Below are 14,401 nucleotides of genomic sequence, written 5' to 3' on the forward strand. Positions count from 1 at the left end.
GCTTCAATTGCGACTTCTTTTTCTCCTTTAGCGCTAGAAATTTACTAGCAAACACCTGACAACTCCCTCTTCCGCTGCGCGTCTCTGACCAAAGCCGCGAGCCGATAGAAGCCATGAGCCATCTTAGTGTAGGGCGTCAGCAGGAAGAATGTCAGAACCGATCCAAGGTGGATGGCAAGCAGCGCGGGCATCAGAATAGTCGAACCAAGGGCGTAGAGGACCAGCCCGCTGAGGCCGACAAAACCGAGTAACAGGATAAAACCGATGTCCCCACCCCATGCATACGGGTCGCCAAGCTCGCGATCCGACTTTTGCTTAAGCAGAGCCATCGCTCCACAACCCACTGTCAGCAACACACCGCCCGAAATCCCGAACAGTTTTGGCAACGACCAAAACCCGTAGGGCGCGTGCAACCCAAACCCGTAGTGCATAATCGTCGCCACCGAGGTCGACGCAAAGCACAGCAGGAAGCCGTACATGATGGCTTGGTGAATGTGGCGTCGGGCCTGACTGAACCGGTCTTCGTCCTCGAAATTGCAACCCTCGCCGTGGCCTGCAGCCAAGTCCTGCATCTTGCCAGCGCGTTTGAACGCAGCTATCAGATCAGACATTTGGATAGGTTTGCCACCAACCTCCGTCCAATAGCGCCTCAGGCTGATAGCCAAGCTAAAGAGTGGCAAAAGGAATGCGGGCGCAAAGATTGCGACCATCGCATTGTGGGACAGGACGGTATAGAACCCCTCTCCTCCGCTTGATCCGATGGCACGAATTGCCCAGAACAACAGGGCAAATCCGATTACAAGCGCCAAGGCTATGGCCCCGCCGTGTGTGTGAAACCGGCGCGCCAGAGGCTGCGGCCAAGCGAAGCTTTCCCAGCTGTCCCGCCGCACTTCGGCCAGAGCTTTCGGCAGGTTCAGGTCAAACTCGTGCGGAGCTGTGTACTGACAGGCGTAGTAGCACCCCCTGCAGTTGTGGCACAGGTTGGCCAGTTGCGTGATGTCCCCATCCGAGAACGCGCGTTCCGCGTGCAGCGACGGGAAGACCGAACAATAACCCTCGCAGTAGCGACAGGCGTTGCAGATCTCTGCCTGACGGCGGGCTTCTTGAATAAGATCAGTTTGCATAGGCTGCAGCCTCACGTCCTGCGATACGTCCAAAAACGGTTCCGATGGTCATGCCGAAGCCGGCCAGATACCCCTGCCCCAGGATCGAACCCGCTATCGTCTCGCCCGCGGCCCATAGGTTTTTGATCTTGCCGCTGGGAGTCGAACACTGAGCCGTATCGTCGACCTTCAGGCCCAGATAGGTGAAGGTCACACCGGTGCGTAGCGAGTAGCCATAAAATGGAGGCTCGATGATCGGACGAGCCCAGTTGGTCTTGGGTGGCGTCAGACCCGAGGTTGTGACCCCGTCCAACTCAGTTGGGTGAAATCCACTGGTGTCGCCGCATGCATCGTTGAATTCAGCAACGGTCGCCTTCAGCTTGTCGGCGGGCAGGTCCATCATTCCAGCCAGCTCTTCCAAGGTGTCCGCCTTTAGCGGAGGGAACACCGAGGGCATGAACAGGTTCAGCGACTTCGCATCGATGATCACATAGCCTACCTGATCCGGTTGCGCGGCAACCAGACGCCCCCAAATCGCATAGCGTTTGGGCCAGACGTCTTCGCCCTCGTCATAGAACCGCTCGGCATTCTTGTTCACGACGATTGAAAACGGCACGCAGTCTAAACGGGTGACGATGCCGCCGTCGAACTTCGGCGCCCGCCCGTCAATGGCGACGGCGTGGCATTGGGTTGGATCGCCAACGCTCTCGACGCCTTGATCCAACAGATCAGCCAGCACAACCCCCCGGTTATAGGGCGTCCCCCGGATCAGGAAGTTCTTTGCTGGCTCGCCCCATGCACGGGTGAGCCAATCCGTGTCGGCCTGAAACCCGCCCGAGGCAACGATGACGGCCTTGGGCGTGATGCGATGAGATTGGCCTTCATAGGTGTAGTCGACCCATTCAATCTGGTCGCCGTTCAGCTCAAGATGCGTCACGGCAGCTTCGTAAAGAACATCCACGCCCAAAGCTGCCGCTGTGCGGTAGTAGGCGTTCACCAGAGACTTCCCGCCCCCCATAAAAAACGCGTTGGTCCGCGCCAGCGACAATGTCCCGGACAGAGAGGGTTGGAACCGCACGCCGTGTTCTTCCATCCACGGCAGGCATTCCTCGGAGGTGCGGATCGCGAGGCGGGCTAGATGTTCGTCGGTTTTGCCGCCAGTGACCTTGAGCAGATCTTCAAGATACTCATCTTCACTATATTCTTCGATTAGAGGGCCCAGAGGAGCACCATGCATACAACGAAAATTGCGCGTATGGCGGGAGTTCCCCCCACGATAGGGTTTTGGTGCCGTTTCGAGGATCAGAACACGGGCGCCTGCCTCGGCAGCAGTCATCGCCGCGCAAAGGGCAGCATTCCCACCGCCGATCACAGCGATATCATAAGCTTCCTTTTGGGTGGCCATATCCTGTCTACCTATTGATTTTCGTCGGTTGTCCGGTCGCGTTCTTGCAACGCCCGAATACGCATCCGTTGTGCGGCCTGAATATGCGCGCGCATTTCTGTTTCAGCCGCTGCACCATCGCGAGCCTTTAAGGCAGCCATGACGCGCTTATGCTCTGCCACTGCTGTCTCGGCCCGATCACCGTCCAGCAATTGCGATGGCCCAAGGATCAACAGCGCTTTTTGCAAAGACAGCATAGACTTGGCAAGAAACCGATTCTTTGCCGCATCCAAAAGTGTGGCGTGAAAAATCCGGTTGATCCGAGCCGCCTCCGAGCCGGTGCCTGCCTCGGCCAAGCGATCGTTCAAAACGCCCAACTCGTCCAATTCGACATCCGACGCAGCACGCGCTGCTAAACGGGCCGCAGTTCCCTCGAGCACCGCGCGCATCTCATAGAGTTCCATTACTTCGGCGTAATCGAGGCTGCGTACGGTTGCGCCCTGCCGGGGCACATGAGTGACTAGCCCGTCGGCCTCCAACTGACGGATAGCCTCCCGCACCGGTGTGCGGCTGACCCCTAATCGTTCTGACAGCTCAATCTCACGCAAGCGTTCGCCAGGTAGCAGTGTGCCCTCGCGAATCTCATCCAGCAGGCGTTGATACGCTGAATTGCCTTGCGGACCAGGCTGTAAAGGGTCGTCTTGAATGGTCATCGAACGCTCACTTGTCTTCTTGCGTCCAGTTGTATACATTTGGATACACACCGAGTCAATATTGTCGGAAACCGCGCTTTGCCCACCCAAAACAAAACACCTTCTCTCCTGACAAAGCGGGCCGTGACACTGGCCCTTGCACTACTGGGCACCGGAGTATTTTGGGCGTTGAATCTGCCGCTGCCCTTTCTGTTCGGCCCAATGAGCGCGTGTCTCATAGCCGCCCTGGCGCATGCCCCAATGGAAGGTTTTGGTCAGGTCTCGGTTGCAGCGCGCACCATACTCGGCGTTGCAGTTGGGGCTTCGATAACCCCTGCGCTGTTTGTTGAATTGCCAAAGATGGCAGCGTCTATCGCACTGGTCCCGTTTTTCATCCTGCTGATCGCGTTGGTCGGAGTGCCTTTCTTTCGCAAGTTCTGGGGGTTTGACTCCACGACCGCGTTTTACGCTGCCATGCCAGGCGGATTGCAGGACATGATCATCTTTGGCGCCGAAGCAGGCGCCAACCCGCGAACACTTTCCCTGATCCACGGAACGCGCGTGCTGATCATTGTAACGCTGGCCCCCCTGTTGCTGACAGTGTTCTACGATGCCCAGCTCACCAACCCAATCGGAGAGCCCGCGCGCGACCTGCCAATACATGAGCTGGCACTGATGGTACTGGCCGCTCTTATAGGCTGGAAAGGCGGTGAGCGGATCGGCCTGTTCGGTGCATCTATTCTCGGCCCAATGATCCTGACAGCAGCCCTATCACTGGGGGATTTCATTCATACCCGACCACCGCGCGAGGCCATCCTTGCAGCGCAATTCTTTATTGGCTGTGGGATAGGCGTGAAGTTCGTGGGCGTCACTTGGGTCGAACTCCGCCGGGTGGTTGCAGCGGGCGTCGCCTATGTCATCGTCCTTGCGATCCTCGCAGCCGCTTTCACTGCTGTTGTCACCACGCTGGGCTTCGGTCAACCGGTCGAGGCTTTCTTGGCCTTTGCCCCCGGCGGACAGGCCGAGATGACAGTGCTGGCCATCGTTTCGGGTGCGGATCTGGGCTTTGTGATCACCCACCATCTGACAAGGATCGTGCTGGTTATCATCGGCGCGCCTATAGCGGCCAATCTTATCCTGCGCTGCTCCAAACCTCGGGGTTGATCATGTGAATAGGGGCACCTTCAGCATAGGCGTTCACCTGATCGAAAATATCTGCGAATTGCAGGTCGAATTCGTCCTCAGTCACAAAACCTATATGCGGTGTCGCAATCAGGTTCGGGTGCGATAGCAAAGGGTCATTCGGGTCGGTGAGCGGCTCGGTATCGAAGACATCAATTGCGGCCTTCCCCGGGCGACCGGCGTTCAGCGCATCCAACAAAGCACCCGGAGCGATCAGCCCGGCCCGGGAGGTGTTCACAAACATCGCGCCCGGTTGCATCTGCGAAAAATCTGACGCTGTGATGATACCGTTCGTGTTGGGCTTCAGGCGGACGTGGACTGAGACAACATCGCAGTTGGCAAAGAACGCTTCGCGGCTTGTGGCAATCTGCACGCCGTCGTCCTGCGCGCGTGCCCGGCCTTCATCCGAAGACCACCAGACAACATTCATCCCGAATGCCTCGGCATAGCCAGCAACAGCGCGGGCGATACGGCCATATCCATACAGCCCCAACTGCCGCCCTCTCAGGGTCTTGCCAACCCCGGCCTGCCAATGCCCCGCTTTGACTGATGCCATCTGCGCAGGCAAGTCTCGCAACCCGGCCATGATTAGTGCCCATGTCAGTTCGGCTGCGGCATATGAGGGCGTCCCGCCATGCATGTTCGAACACAGCAGCACTCCGTTATCCGAGCATGCCTGCACATCGACGTGCGGATACACGCTGCGCTGGCTGATCACTTTCAGGTTTGGAAGATTTTCAATCAGATCGCGGGTTATCTTGGTGCGCTCGCGAAACAAAACCAGCGCCTCAGCCTCCTGCAAGCGTGTGGCCAACTCGCTGGTATCTTCGACATGATCTTTCCAGACCTTCACATTATGGTCGGACAGTTTTCCGAAGCAAGGAAGGCCCTGCAGTGTGTCAAACCAATCATCCAGAATATGAACTTTCATCGACTTCCTATAGCCTACTCGGCGCTCAGTTTTCTTGGCGTCGGCACAAAATTAAGTTTGTCGAGTGCTTCAAGCGCATTGCGAACGCGTTCGCGTTGATCCAGCAGATGGTTGAATTGCTCATCGCACCCGGCAATTGGCGTTGGGTATTCCGCGATATCCTTTCGCAAAGCCGACTGCGCCAGCCTGAGTTCCTGACGCGCGATATCAAGGCATTCCGAATAGTCGTCCATCGTGATATCCTCATTATGTATACTATTGTATACCAATTAGAGGCTCCCACTTCAACTACCGTTCCACGCGGATTCCGGAACATAAACATGCCCATCCGCCAATTTACGCGCAGTCCTCACCAAACCGGCAGAAATTACGTTGAACTCCCCATCATTCGAGAAGTCCACCAGAACGTCGATCTTGCCTGAGGCATGCTCCAACACAACGTCTGCCGGGCGTGAATCCGGGCGATCAAGCAACCCGTCGGCGACGGTTCCGGGCGTCAAAGCGCAAGATGCCATGCATTGCGCGCCCGTAACGGCCATTGTCGGGTGAGTTTTCCATGGCATGAAATACCGAACCGCAAGGGTTCCACCTTCTCTGGCGGGTGCCATCAGGCCGAATTTCGGAGTAACCGATTTCGATACGTCCCCCATACCCATCCGTTCCCCGGCTTCGATCCGCACGGCCTCCATCCGATCAAAGAAAGCAAGGTTGGCATCCAGCTCTTCGGCGCTTTCATATCCTGTCAGTCCAAAATCGGCCGCCCGGGCTATCACCATCGGCATAGCGACATCCATGCACGTCAGCTCGATCCCCTGCACTGTGTCGCGCAAATTTCCAGTGGGCAGAAATGCACCTGTTGCCGAACCCACAACGCCCATGAAACTCAGTTGTACCGGTGCAGAATGACCGGGAACTCCGGCGATTTCCGCATCGCCCTCGTAGACCAACTCACCGCCCGGGGTTTGCACTTTGGCAACGACACGGGCGCCTGTATTAACTGCGCGAATGCGGATCTCGGTCACGTCGCCGGTGGGCTGAAACAAGCCCATTTCGATCGCAGCTGGACCGACTCCTGAGAGGATGTTTCCGCAAGTAGGTTTGAAATCAACCAGCTTCTCATCAACAGAAACCTGCGCGAAGAAATAGTCGATATCCGCCCAGTCGTCTTCGCTGACGGATAACATCGCCACTTTGGTCGTCACTGCGTTTCCACCACCGATCCCATCGATATTGAGTGCTTGTCCAGCCCCGAGGGCAGTGACAAGAACATCGGCCAAAGTGTCCAAATTTTCGGGCAGATCAGAGCGCCGAAAATATGGCCCTCGGGACGTGCCACCGCGCATGAAAACATATGGGATTGCTGTCTGGGTCATTGCGAACCCTCCTTTACAAACCGTTGAAGTTTCTGATTTCAGCCCCGCCTGGCCCGCCAAATTGGCAGGCCGGGCAGCCGTGGAGTGCCTACTTGAGCGGCCATGGCAGGTTCACCATGTCTTGCAGTAGACCCGGCGGGAAATCGCGGTTCAGAGCACCGGCCATGAAGCACATGAAACCAATGCCGCAGGCCGTCAGGAGCAGCGTCATCTGCCAGCTGGACCCGGCGCGAATGCGGAAGAATGCGATCAGAAACCCGATCAGAGCGAGGATGAATCCTACAACCCATGTGGCCGCGATCAGACCTGCAAACCATGCGAGGGTCGACCAAAGTCCATGCGGCGCGCTCGCATCCTCACCGGCGAGTTCTTTGTCAGCAAAGATCGAATCGCCCTCGGGACGCCGCATCATTTGGATCAACAGGATGACGCAGCAAAACAGCGACACGCTGCCGATCACCAGCGGGATGATCTTGTCGGTCATGTTGTAGTCAGGGATCGTGTTGGCATTGATCAACGCCACGATCAGGTAAGCCATGATCACCAGCAGGAAGATCAGCGGCGCGCGCTTGCTGCCGGATTTGACCTCACCTTCGGCCATGATCATCTTGGCTTGACGAATGCCCAGAATAACCGAAACCACGGTGACCACGATCAGTACGATAACGATCGGGCTGAAGACATACTCCATCCCCTCACCAAAGCTTTTGCGGAAGCGGAAAGAGGCTATCTGGAACGCCTGGTTGGTGAACTTCTCAACCGGGTTGGACAACACGAACCCAATCAGAAAGGCCGGGCGCGACCAGTCGAAACGGCGCAGGAAAATGCCGATCAGACCGATGACGAACAGAGCCAGCAGGTCTTCGAAATTCTGACCGGACTGGAATGCCGCGAAGCTGATCAGCATGAACAGAAACGGCGCAAGATAAGTGAAGCGAATTGTTGTCAGTTTGGCGATCCCGCCCGAAGCCGCGATACACAGGATGGTGCCCACCACGTTGGCAAGAGCCAGCAACCAGACAATCGAATAAGTGATGTCGAGATTATCCTTGAGCATGCTGGGCCCGACCTCGATATCGCCAGATCCCAACAGTGCGACAGCGCCGATAAAGATCGCCATTGAACCCGAGCCAGGGATACCAAACAGCAGCGTTGGAACCAGCCCCCCGCCCTCCTTGGCGTTGTTCGAGCTTTCCGGCCCGATGACGCCTCGCACTTCGCCCTTTCCGAAGTTGCTTTTGTCTTTTGTCGATTGAACCGAATGGCCATAAGCGATCCAGTCAACAACCGAGCCTCCGAGGCCGGGAATAACACCAACGACCACGCCAATGATCGAACAGCGGACCGACAGCCAAATGTTCGCGGCCCAGTCTTTGACGCCATCCAGCCAACCGGCCCCTAGCGAAGCGCCCTTGGCAATGGATCGGTCTTGTCGCAGCAGCGAGACGATTTCGGGCACCGCAAAGATACCCAAGCCAACGATGACCAACTTCAGACCATCGGTCAGGTAAGGAATGTCATACGTCGCCATACGCAGCGAACCGCCTGCGTCCGCCTCGCCAATCGTACCGACCATCAGGCCCAACCCTGCGGCGGCGACACCCTTCAGCGGAACACGCCCGGCGAGGATAGCGACCATCGACAAGCCAAGAATGGTGATCATGAGCATCTCGGGCAGACCGAATGCCAGAACGATGGGCCGCGCGATCAGGATAAACATGGTCAGAAATGTTGCGCCGACCAAACCGCCAAACAGCGATGACGCAAAAGCCGCTGACAATGCCCGCGCGGCCTCGCCCTTTTTCGCCATCGGGAAACCGTCCAACACTGTCGCCTGTGAGGCGGAACTGCCGGGGATGCCCATAAGAACCGAGGCAAAGGTGTCAGAGGTCGGAACAACGGCGACCATCCCGATCATCAGCGCCAACCCAAGAATAGGGTCCATGCCGAACATGAAAGGAAGCAATAGGGACAGACCAGCAATACCGCCAAGCCCCGGGAAAACACCTACTGCCAGCCCCATAACGACACCGAGAACAAGGTACCCCAGAACAATAGGTTGCAGGATCAGACCCCACGCATCACTGAGCGCAGGAAGAGCGGTGGCGAAAACCTCCATAGCGGCCGCCTTTCATAAATTGTCTTGCGTTTGGAAAAGCGCGCGCCCGACATTGGGGCACGCGCAGTGGTGTTTGGGCTTAGTTCAGCTCGACACCATAGGCTTCTTTGAGCCAGTTCAGGACATAGGCCTTGGCGTTGTCGTCGACGTTTGTCGCAGTTTGCAACGCCGACTTGGAGCCGTCACCAACAAACACAGGATATTTGCCCACGCGCTTCGAGGAGATGTCGGCAAAGTCGCCTCGCTCGGTCACAGCTTGGAACGCTGCGGTGTAGGCGTCGACCACTTCCTGAGGCGTGTCACCCGGCAGGAAGGCCAGCTTCTGAACCGGGAAACCGGCCACAAAGAACGCTTTCCACGCATCCCATGCCTCACCGCTGGTTTCACAGCCATCGGTCGCTTCGCATACTTCTTTGAATGTCGGGATGTCCGGGAAGGTCGGGTCGCGCACGATGTTGCCGTCCGCATCCAGAGCACCCCAAGTCATCATCGGCACAGCCTGACCGGATTCAACCAGAGGTGCCGATCCACCCAGATAGCCGGACGAGGTCTGATAATCGATGTTGGCTTCACCCCGCTCGAACATCAGGCGACCATCGCCACGGCCTTTGATGCCAAAAACAGGCTCAACATTCATGCCCAGCATTTGCCACGCCAGCAGCGGTACAAGGTCAAGGCGTGTCGCGCCCTGCGAACCGTAAATAAAGTTTGTGTCTTTCAGCGCGTTCGCAGAGCCATCAAACTTTGCTCCGTCTTCGGCGTTCAGATAGGCAACACCACCGGTTCCTGACGCCATAACCGGGATCCAATCGTTGTACTCGTAGCGCACGCGAGGATCGCTCAGCAGATATGGGAATTGAGTTGAACCGGAGGTGCCAAACAGCAGCGTGCCGTCGTCATGGCTCTGCTCCTGAAACCAGTTTGCGCCTTTGGTCGAACCAGCGCCCGGCATGAATTTCACGACCACTGTCGGTTGACCCGGTAGAGCTTCGGACAGGAGCGGCGCAAAGAAGTTGGCCCATTTGGCAGACCCGCCCGTTTCCGAGAACGGGATGACCCATTCAACTGTCTTGCCCGAGAAGTCGACCTCGGCAGCAGCAGGTGCGGCGATACCGGCGGCGGCGATCAGCCCAACGACGGCGCGGCGAGTGAAGTTGGAAATGGTCATTGGTTCCTCCCTGTTGACCAGACAACCACGCTAGCGCCCTCTGCGCCACCGTGATCGCAAATAGAACTGTGGGGTTGATTCCCCCTCCCATCTGGCAATCATGGAGCGCCAACCTTGCGCGAAACTTGCAGGAGCCCTGATGCGGATCGTCATCGTCGAAGACAACGAGACCCTCGCCAACGCTATTGCCTATCGTCTGCGTGACCGCGGTCATGCGGCAGAAGTGCTTGCGGACGGCAACGAGGCTGACTTGTATCTTGCGCAAGAAGGCGCAGACTTGGTTGTTCTGGATATCAATTTGCCCGGACAATCTGGGCTGGAGATCCTGAAATATCTTCGCAATCGTGGTGACGGCGTACCGGTGATCTTGCTTACGGCCCGTGCCGAAACAAGCGACCGGGTTTCAGGTTTGGATATGGGTGCAGATGATTATCTGGTTAAGCCGTTCGAAATGGACGAGTTGGAAGCACGCATCCGGGCGCTTTCTCGACGCAAAGATCTCGACTACGGAGCTAAAGAGAGCATCGGAGGCCTAGAGTTCGACCGCGCTGCACGTCAGGTCAGTGTCCGAGGCGAAGTTATGGATATACCGCGGCGGGAAATCGCGGTGCTTGAATGCCTGTTGGAGCGCAGGGGCAGAATTGTTCCCAAAAGCCAACTAACAGACTACGTCTATGGCGTAGGTGCCGATGTCGAGGCCTCTGCCGTTGAGCCTCATGTATCTCGGCTGAGAAAACGTCTTCAGGATCTCGGTATTAGAATAAAGACAGCCCGTGGTCTGGGATATCTGCTTGAGGTGCAGAAGTGATCAATCACGGCTCGCTCAGGTTAAGACTTTTCATTCTTATCCTAACCCCTTTGGTACTAATTGCAGCCTTGCTTGGTCTTTGGCGCTTTATGATTGCACAGAATACGGCGCAGGAATTGTTCGACGACAGCCTGTTATCTGCTGGCCTAGCCATATCGCGAGATGTTGCGATTTCGGGGGGTGATGCGCTGTCACCAACGACACGCAGCATGATCCGCGACGCGTCCGGCGGAGAGATTTTTTACCACGTAACAGGCCCCGGCGGCATCTATGTGACTGGCTACGCGTACCCTCCGGCCGCCACAAACCCATCTGCTCAAGAGGTGTACAAACCGCAGTTTTTCGAAGCGCTCTACCGCCAAGAACCAGTGCGCGTTCTTAAGATGACGGAACGCGTGACCATAGACAATCTAATCGGAGATGCGACAGTTACAGTTTGGCAACGCATGGCGGATCGCAATGCGTTTGCGAGTGAATTGTCTATCCGCGCAGGAATTCTGATGGGCGTTCTGTTGGCCACCCTCGCTATTGTGGTGTGGTTCGGCGTCGCTCGTGGCCTTAGGCCGTTGTTGGATTTGCAGGACGCAATTGACCTGCGTTCACCAGATGACCTCAGTGAGATCAAGCGCGCTGTCCCAGTCGAAGTTCAAGGAGTTGTCAGAACCCTGAACCGGCTTTTTGAACAGATGGAAAATAGTATCAGCGCCCATCAAGTGTTTATTTCCGAAGCAGCACATCAGCTGCGAAATCCGGCGGCAGCCGTGCAGTCAATGGCCGAAGCGCTACAGGACGCGAAAACGGATGACGACCGAGAAAAACGCATCTCAGAGCTTGTTGCGGCTGCAAAAAACTCAGCGACGGTGGCGGAACAGCTGTTATCGCTTGAAAGGCTCAGGCAGCCGACGCACGAAAATCAAATGGTTGAAATTGACTTTCGCTCGGTCGTGGAAGAAGCCTGCGCTGAGATGGGAGTTAATATCCTTGCAAAGGGCATCGAGTTCGATGTCACGATGCCTGAGACGGCGGTCACGGTGTTCGGCGACCGTGTCTTTCTGATTGAGGCTCTAAAGAACCTGCTGGATAACGCGGTCAAACATGGTGGCCCAAAGTTGAGCCAAATCTCAGTTGTGCTGCGGTGTGACGGCAAATGCGTCAACCTAACTGTGACCGACGATGGTGCTGGCCTTTCACCAGACCAAAGCGAAGCGGCATTCAATCGGTTTTCTCAGTTGGAGTACTCCGAGGGCAGCGGATTGGGGTTGTCAATCGTCTCTGCAGTGGCGCGGCGCCACGGAGGAATGGTCGAAATCAACCTAGTCGAAAGAGGAGCGAGCATTACGCTTGAGCTCCCCATAGTCCTGGACCGTTCTTTCGATTGACCGCGTCGGGCTCTAACCAGTCCTTCGCTGCACTTGGCCCAAACGCGCCCCCAACCCGCCAGCATCAGCGACCCACATCAGCCCTCCGGAACGACGCGTCAGCGGACGTTTCAGCACCAGTGGGCTGTCGATCTGGCTGTCTAGGCCGCGCCCATTAACCACCTCTCTAGCGGTTAAAATACCCCCGAATTCGCCCCAATTTCTCGGGCTTCGCTGAAAAGCTGAGTCTAATCATTGGTCGACAAGGAATCCTACCACCCCAACCAGTTCATCGGAACATGGAACGACACTCAGCTCTTGGGGTTGAACCTTCCGAGAAATGCCCCGGTTTATACCACAGTGGTTTCGGGTGTTTAGGGTGCGTCCTCAGAGATCGTTGATACGGAATCGACCGATATGTTTTTGTATTCAGCCGCCATCTTATTGAACAGATCCAAGTTCACATGGGCTTTCCAGCGACCCTAAGGCCGCAGAGTAGACAGGTAACCCGAGATGCTAACCGGGCCTAAAGACTGACCCAGGAACGCAGCACCGGCAAATGGCGTGTCAACCGTACCCAGCGACAGCGCCTCATTCAGCGCAGCCTCTTCGCTCAATTGCGAGGGCGGGCAGACCTTCAACATGAAACGATCGATGGTCTTTTCTTACAAAAGCTCGGCGACACGCACAGCCGCTGTAAGATATGGTGTTGAAGCCCCGTGGACACGGCCAAAACGCAGAGTCTACTTTACCAGACCAGCCTTTTCTCCGAGTGCAAGAACACGGGCGATCCCAAAGGCGGTTTTTTTTAAATTTCATCCTTAGGAGCAATTCCTTCGGGTTGCTTGAAGACCTTCGCCGGTCTACCGAAATTGTTCAGACCTTTGCATTTATTCCGCCGCCAGTTCCGCTGAAAAACGGAAATCTTCGATGGTTTCGGGTTTTATTTCGATCGAGAACCCTGGCTTTTCCGGCGCCATATAGGCCCCGTTTCTCACCACACAGGGATCGACGAAGTGCTCGTGCAGGTGATCGACATATTCGATCCGCTTGCTGTCTTTCTCGCCCGAGATCGCGATGTAATCGATCATCGACATATGTTGGACATATTCGCACAGACCCACGCCCCCGGCATGGGGCCAGACGGGCAAGTTGTATTTCGCGGCCATCAGCATGACGGCCAGAACCTCGTTCAATCCTCCCATCCGACAGCTGTCGATCTGAACGATGTCGATCGCGCCTTCTTTGATGAATTGTTTGAACATGATCCGGTTCTGGCACATCTCACCCGTCGCCACTTTGACCGGCGCAACCCCTTCGCGGATTTCCTTGTGGCCAAACACGTCATCGGGGCTGGTGGGTTCTTCGATGAAGTACGGGCTTGCAAAGGACAGGGCCTTGACCCAGTCGATGGCCTGATCCACTTCCCATACCTGATTGGCGTCGATCATGATGTTTATGTCTTCGCCTAGAACCTCGCGGGCGATGGTCAGACGACGGATGTCATCGTCAAGGTCGCGGCCCACCTTGAATTTGGTGTGGGTAAAGCCTGCGTCCTTGGCCTCCTGACACAGGCGGCGCAGCTTGTCGTCGGGATAGCCCAGCCACCCGGCCGAGGTTGTGTAACACGGGTAGCCTTCGGCTTTCAGCTTGGTGATGCGGTCGTCTTTGCCCGGCGCGGCGGCGCGCAGCATGGCCAGCGCTTCGTCCGGGGTGATCGCATCGGTCAGATAGCGAAAGTCGATCAGGCGCACGATATCTTCGGGGGACATGTCACCCACCAATTGCCAGACGGGTTTCCCCGCCTCTTTCGCCCACAAATCCCACGCCGCATTCACCACCGCGCCCGTAGCCAGATGGATCGCACCCTTGTCCGGCCCGATCCAGCGCAACTGGCTGTCTCCGGTGATATAACGCCAGAAGCGGCCCATATCTTCGGTGATCCATTCTAATTCCAAACCCTTGACCAAAGCGCCAAGCGCTTTGATCGCGGCCACGCAGATCTCATTGCCGCGCCCAATGGTGAACGTGAGGCCGTGGCCCTCATGCGCACCATCGGTTTCCAGCACCACATACGCGGCGGAATAGTCGGGATCGGGGTTCATCGCATCCGATCCGTCCAGACTGTCCGAGGTCGGAAAGCGCAAGTCTTCGGTTCGAATGCCGGTGATGCTGGTCATGCGCTGGCCTTTACATCCTGCCGTTGCACGCCCAGTCCTTCGATCCCCAACTCCATCTTGTCGCCGGGCTTCAGATAGGTTTGCGGGTTCTGTCCCATCCCAA

At 56.7% G+C, this 14,401-nt stretch carries 13 protein-coding genes and 1 pseudogene; 3 read left to right on the top strand and 11 right to left on the bottom strand.

Annotation, left to right across the window (positions count from 1 at the left end; all coding sequences use genetic code 11):
* Positions 1 to 44: 44 nt before the first annotated feature.
* From tcuB to ACR0L1_RS22925, 3 genes are read right to left on the bottom strand one after another with little or no spacing between them, the layout of a single operon-like run.
* Positions 45 to 1,124 carry a tricarballylate utilization 4Fe-4S protein TcuB gene (gene tcuB / locus ACR0L1_RS22915; protein WP_480860955.1) on the bottom strand — a complete coding sequence of 360 codons (1,080 nt, stop codon included), beginning with the start codon at positions 1,122 to 1,124 and terminating at the stop codon, positions 45 to 47.
* Positions 1,114 to 2,508: an FAD-dependent tricarballylate dehydrogenase TcuA gene (gene tcuA / locus ACR0L1_RS22920; protein ID WP_480860956.1), complete on the bottom strand. Its 1,395-nt coding sequence runs from the start codon at positions 2,506 to 2,508 to the stop codon at positions 1,114 to 1,116. Before tcuA ends, tcuB begins: the two co-directional genes overlap by 11 nt.
* An 11-nt stretch (positions 2,509 to 2,519) precedes the next feature.
* Positions 2,520 to 3,200, bottom strand: coding sequence for a GntR family transcriptional regulator (locus tag ACR0L1_RS22925; RefSeq protein ID WP_170356258.1), 681 nt, complete (start codon positions 3,198 to 3,200; stop codon positions 2,520 to 2,522).
* A 123-nt stretch (positions 3,201 to 3,323) separates the two neighbouring features.
* Here ACR0L1_RS22925 and ACR0L1_RS22930 point away from each other — a divergent pair, with 123 nt between their 5' ends.
* Positions 3,324 to 4,343, top strand: a complete 1,020-nt coding sequence (locus tag ACR0L1_RS22930) for an AbrB family transcriptional regulator (RefSeq protein WP_331252783.1) — start codon at positions 3,324 to 3,326, stop codon at positions 4,341 to 4,343.
* On the opposite strand, the gene ACR0L1_RS22935 is transcribed toward ACR0L1_RS22930, so the two are convergent.
* The 5 genes from ACR0L1_RS22935 to ACR0L1_RS22955 all read right to left on the bottom strand — a co-directional run bounded on the left by ACR0L1_RS22935 (position 4,312) and on the right by ACR0L1_RS22955 (position 9,952).
* Positions 4,312 to 5,292, bottom strand: coding sequence for a D-2-hydroxyacid dehydrogenase family protein (locus tag ACR0L1_RS22935; protein WP_480860958.1), 981 nt, complete (start codon positions 5,290 to 5,292; stop codon positions 4,312 to 4,314). The two genes, ACR0L1_RS22930 and ACR0L1_RS22935, sit on opposite strands and share 32 nt — an antisense overlap.
* A 14-nt stretch (positions 5,293 to 5,306) precedes the next feature.
* The gene (locus ACR0L1_RS22940) at positions 5,307 to 5,525 is read right to left on the bottom strand and encodes a hypothetical protein (RefSeq protein ID WP_480503355.1); all 219 of its coding nucleotides are present in this window, start codon (positions 5,523 to 5,525) and stop codon (positions 5,307 to 5,309) included.
* 51 nt (positions 5,526 to 5,576) lie between these two features.
* Positions 5,577 to 6,665, bottom strand: a complete 1,089-nt coding sequence (locus ACR0L1_RS22945) for a 4-oxalomesaconate tautomerase (protein ID WP_480860960.1) — start codon at positions 6,663 to 6,665, stop codon at positions 5,577 to 5,579.
* An 88-nt stretch (positions 6,666 to 6,753) separates the two neighbouring features.
* Positions 6,754 to 8,784 (bottom strand): tripartite tricarboxylate transporter permease, encoded by a 2,031-nt coding sequence (locus tag ACR0L1_RS22950; RefSeq protein ID WP_480860962.1) that lies wholly within the window; start codon positions 8,782 to 8,784, stop codon positions 6,754 to 6,756.
* Between the two features lie 79 nt (positions 8,785 to 8,863).
* Positions 8,864 to 9,952 carry a type 2 periplasmic-binding domain-containing protein gene (locus tag ACR0L1_RS22955; RefSeq protein WP_155150290.1) on the bottom strand — a complete coding sequence of 363 codons (1,089 nt, stop codon included), beginning with the start codon at positions 9,950 to 9,952 and terminating at the stop codon, positions 8,864 to 8,866.
* Positions 9,953 to 10,091: 139 nt separating this feature from the next.
* Here ACR0L1_RS22955 and ACR0L1_RS22960 point away from each other — a divergent pair, with 139 nt between their 5' ends.
* Together ACR0L1_RS22960 and ACR0L1_RS22965 are read left to right on the top strand one after the other, a co-directional pair.
* Positions 10,092 to 10,760 (top strand): response regulator transcription factor, encoded by a 669-nt coding sequence (locus tag ACR0L1_RS22960; protein WP_170791704.1) that lies wholly within the window; start codon positions 10,092 to 10,094, stop codon positions 10,758 to 10,760.
* Positions 10,757 to 12,139 carry a sensor histidine kinase gene (locus ACR0L1_RS22965; RefSeq protein ID WP_480860963.1) on the top strand — a complete coding sequence of 461 codons (1,383 nt, stop codon included), beginning with the start codon at positions 10,757 to 10,759 and terminating at the stop codon, positions 12,137 to 12,139. The genes ACR0L1_RS22960 and ACR0L1_RS22965 overlap by 4 nt, the downstream gene beginning before the upstream one ends.
* Positions 12,140 to 12,600: 461 nt before the next feature.
* On the opposite strand, the gene ACR0L1_RS22970 is transcribed toward ACR0L1_RS22965, so the two are convergent.
* The 3 genes and pseudogenes from ACR0L1_RS22970 to ACR0L1_RS22980 all read right to left on the bottom strand — a co-directional run.
* Complete coding sequence (locus ACR0L1_RS22970; protein WP_170787814.1) at positions 12,601 to 12,762, bottom strand: hypothetical protein; 162 nt, start codon at positions 12,760 to 12,762, stop codon at positions 12,601 to 12,603.
* A gap of 246 nt (positions 12,763 to 13,008) precedes the next feature.
* Complete coding sequence (locus ACR0L1_RS22975) at positions 13,009 to 14,298, bottom strand: L-fuconate dehydratase (protein ID WP_170787812.1); 1,290 nt, start codon at positions 14,296 to 14,298, stop codon at positions 13,009 to 13,011.
* Positions 14,295 to 14,401, bottom strand: a pseudogene (locus ACR0L1_RS22980) (2-hydroxyhepta-2,4-diene-1,7-dioate isomerase); the annotation flags it as partial. The gene ACR0L1_RS22975 and the pseudogene ACR0L1_RS22980, both read right to left, overlap by 4 nt.

This window comes from Ruegeria sp. J8 (assembly GCF_056531925.1).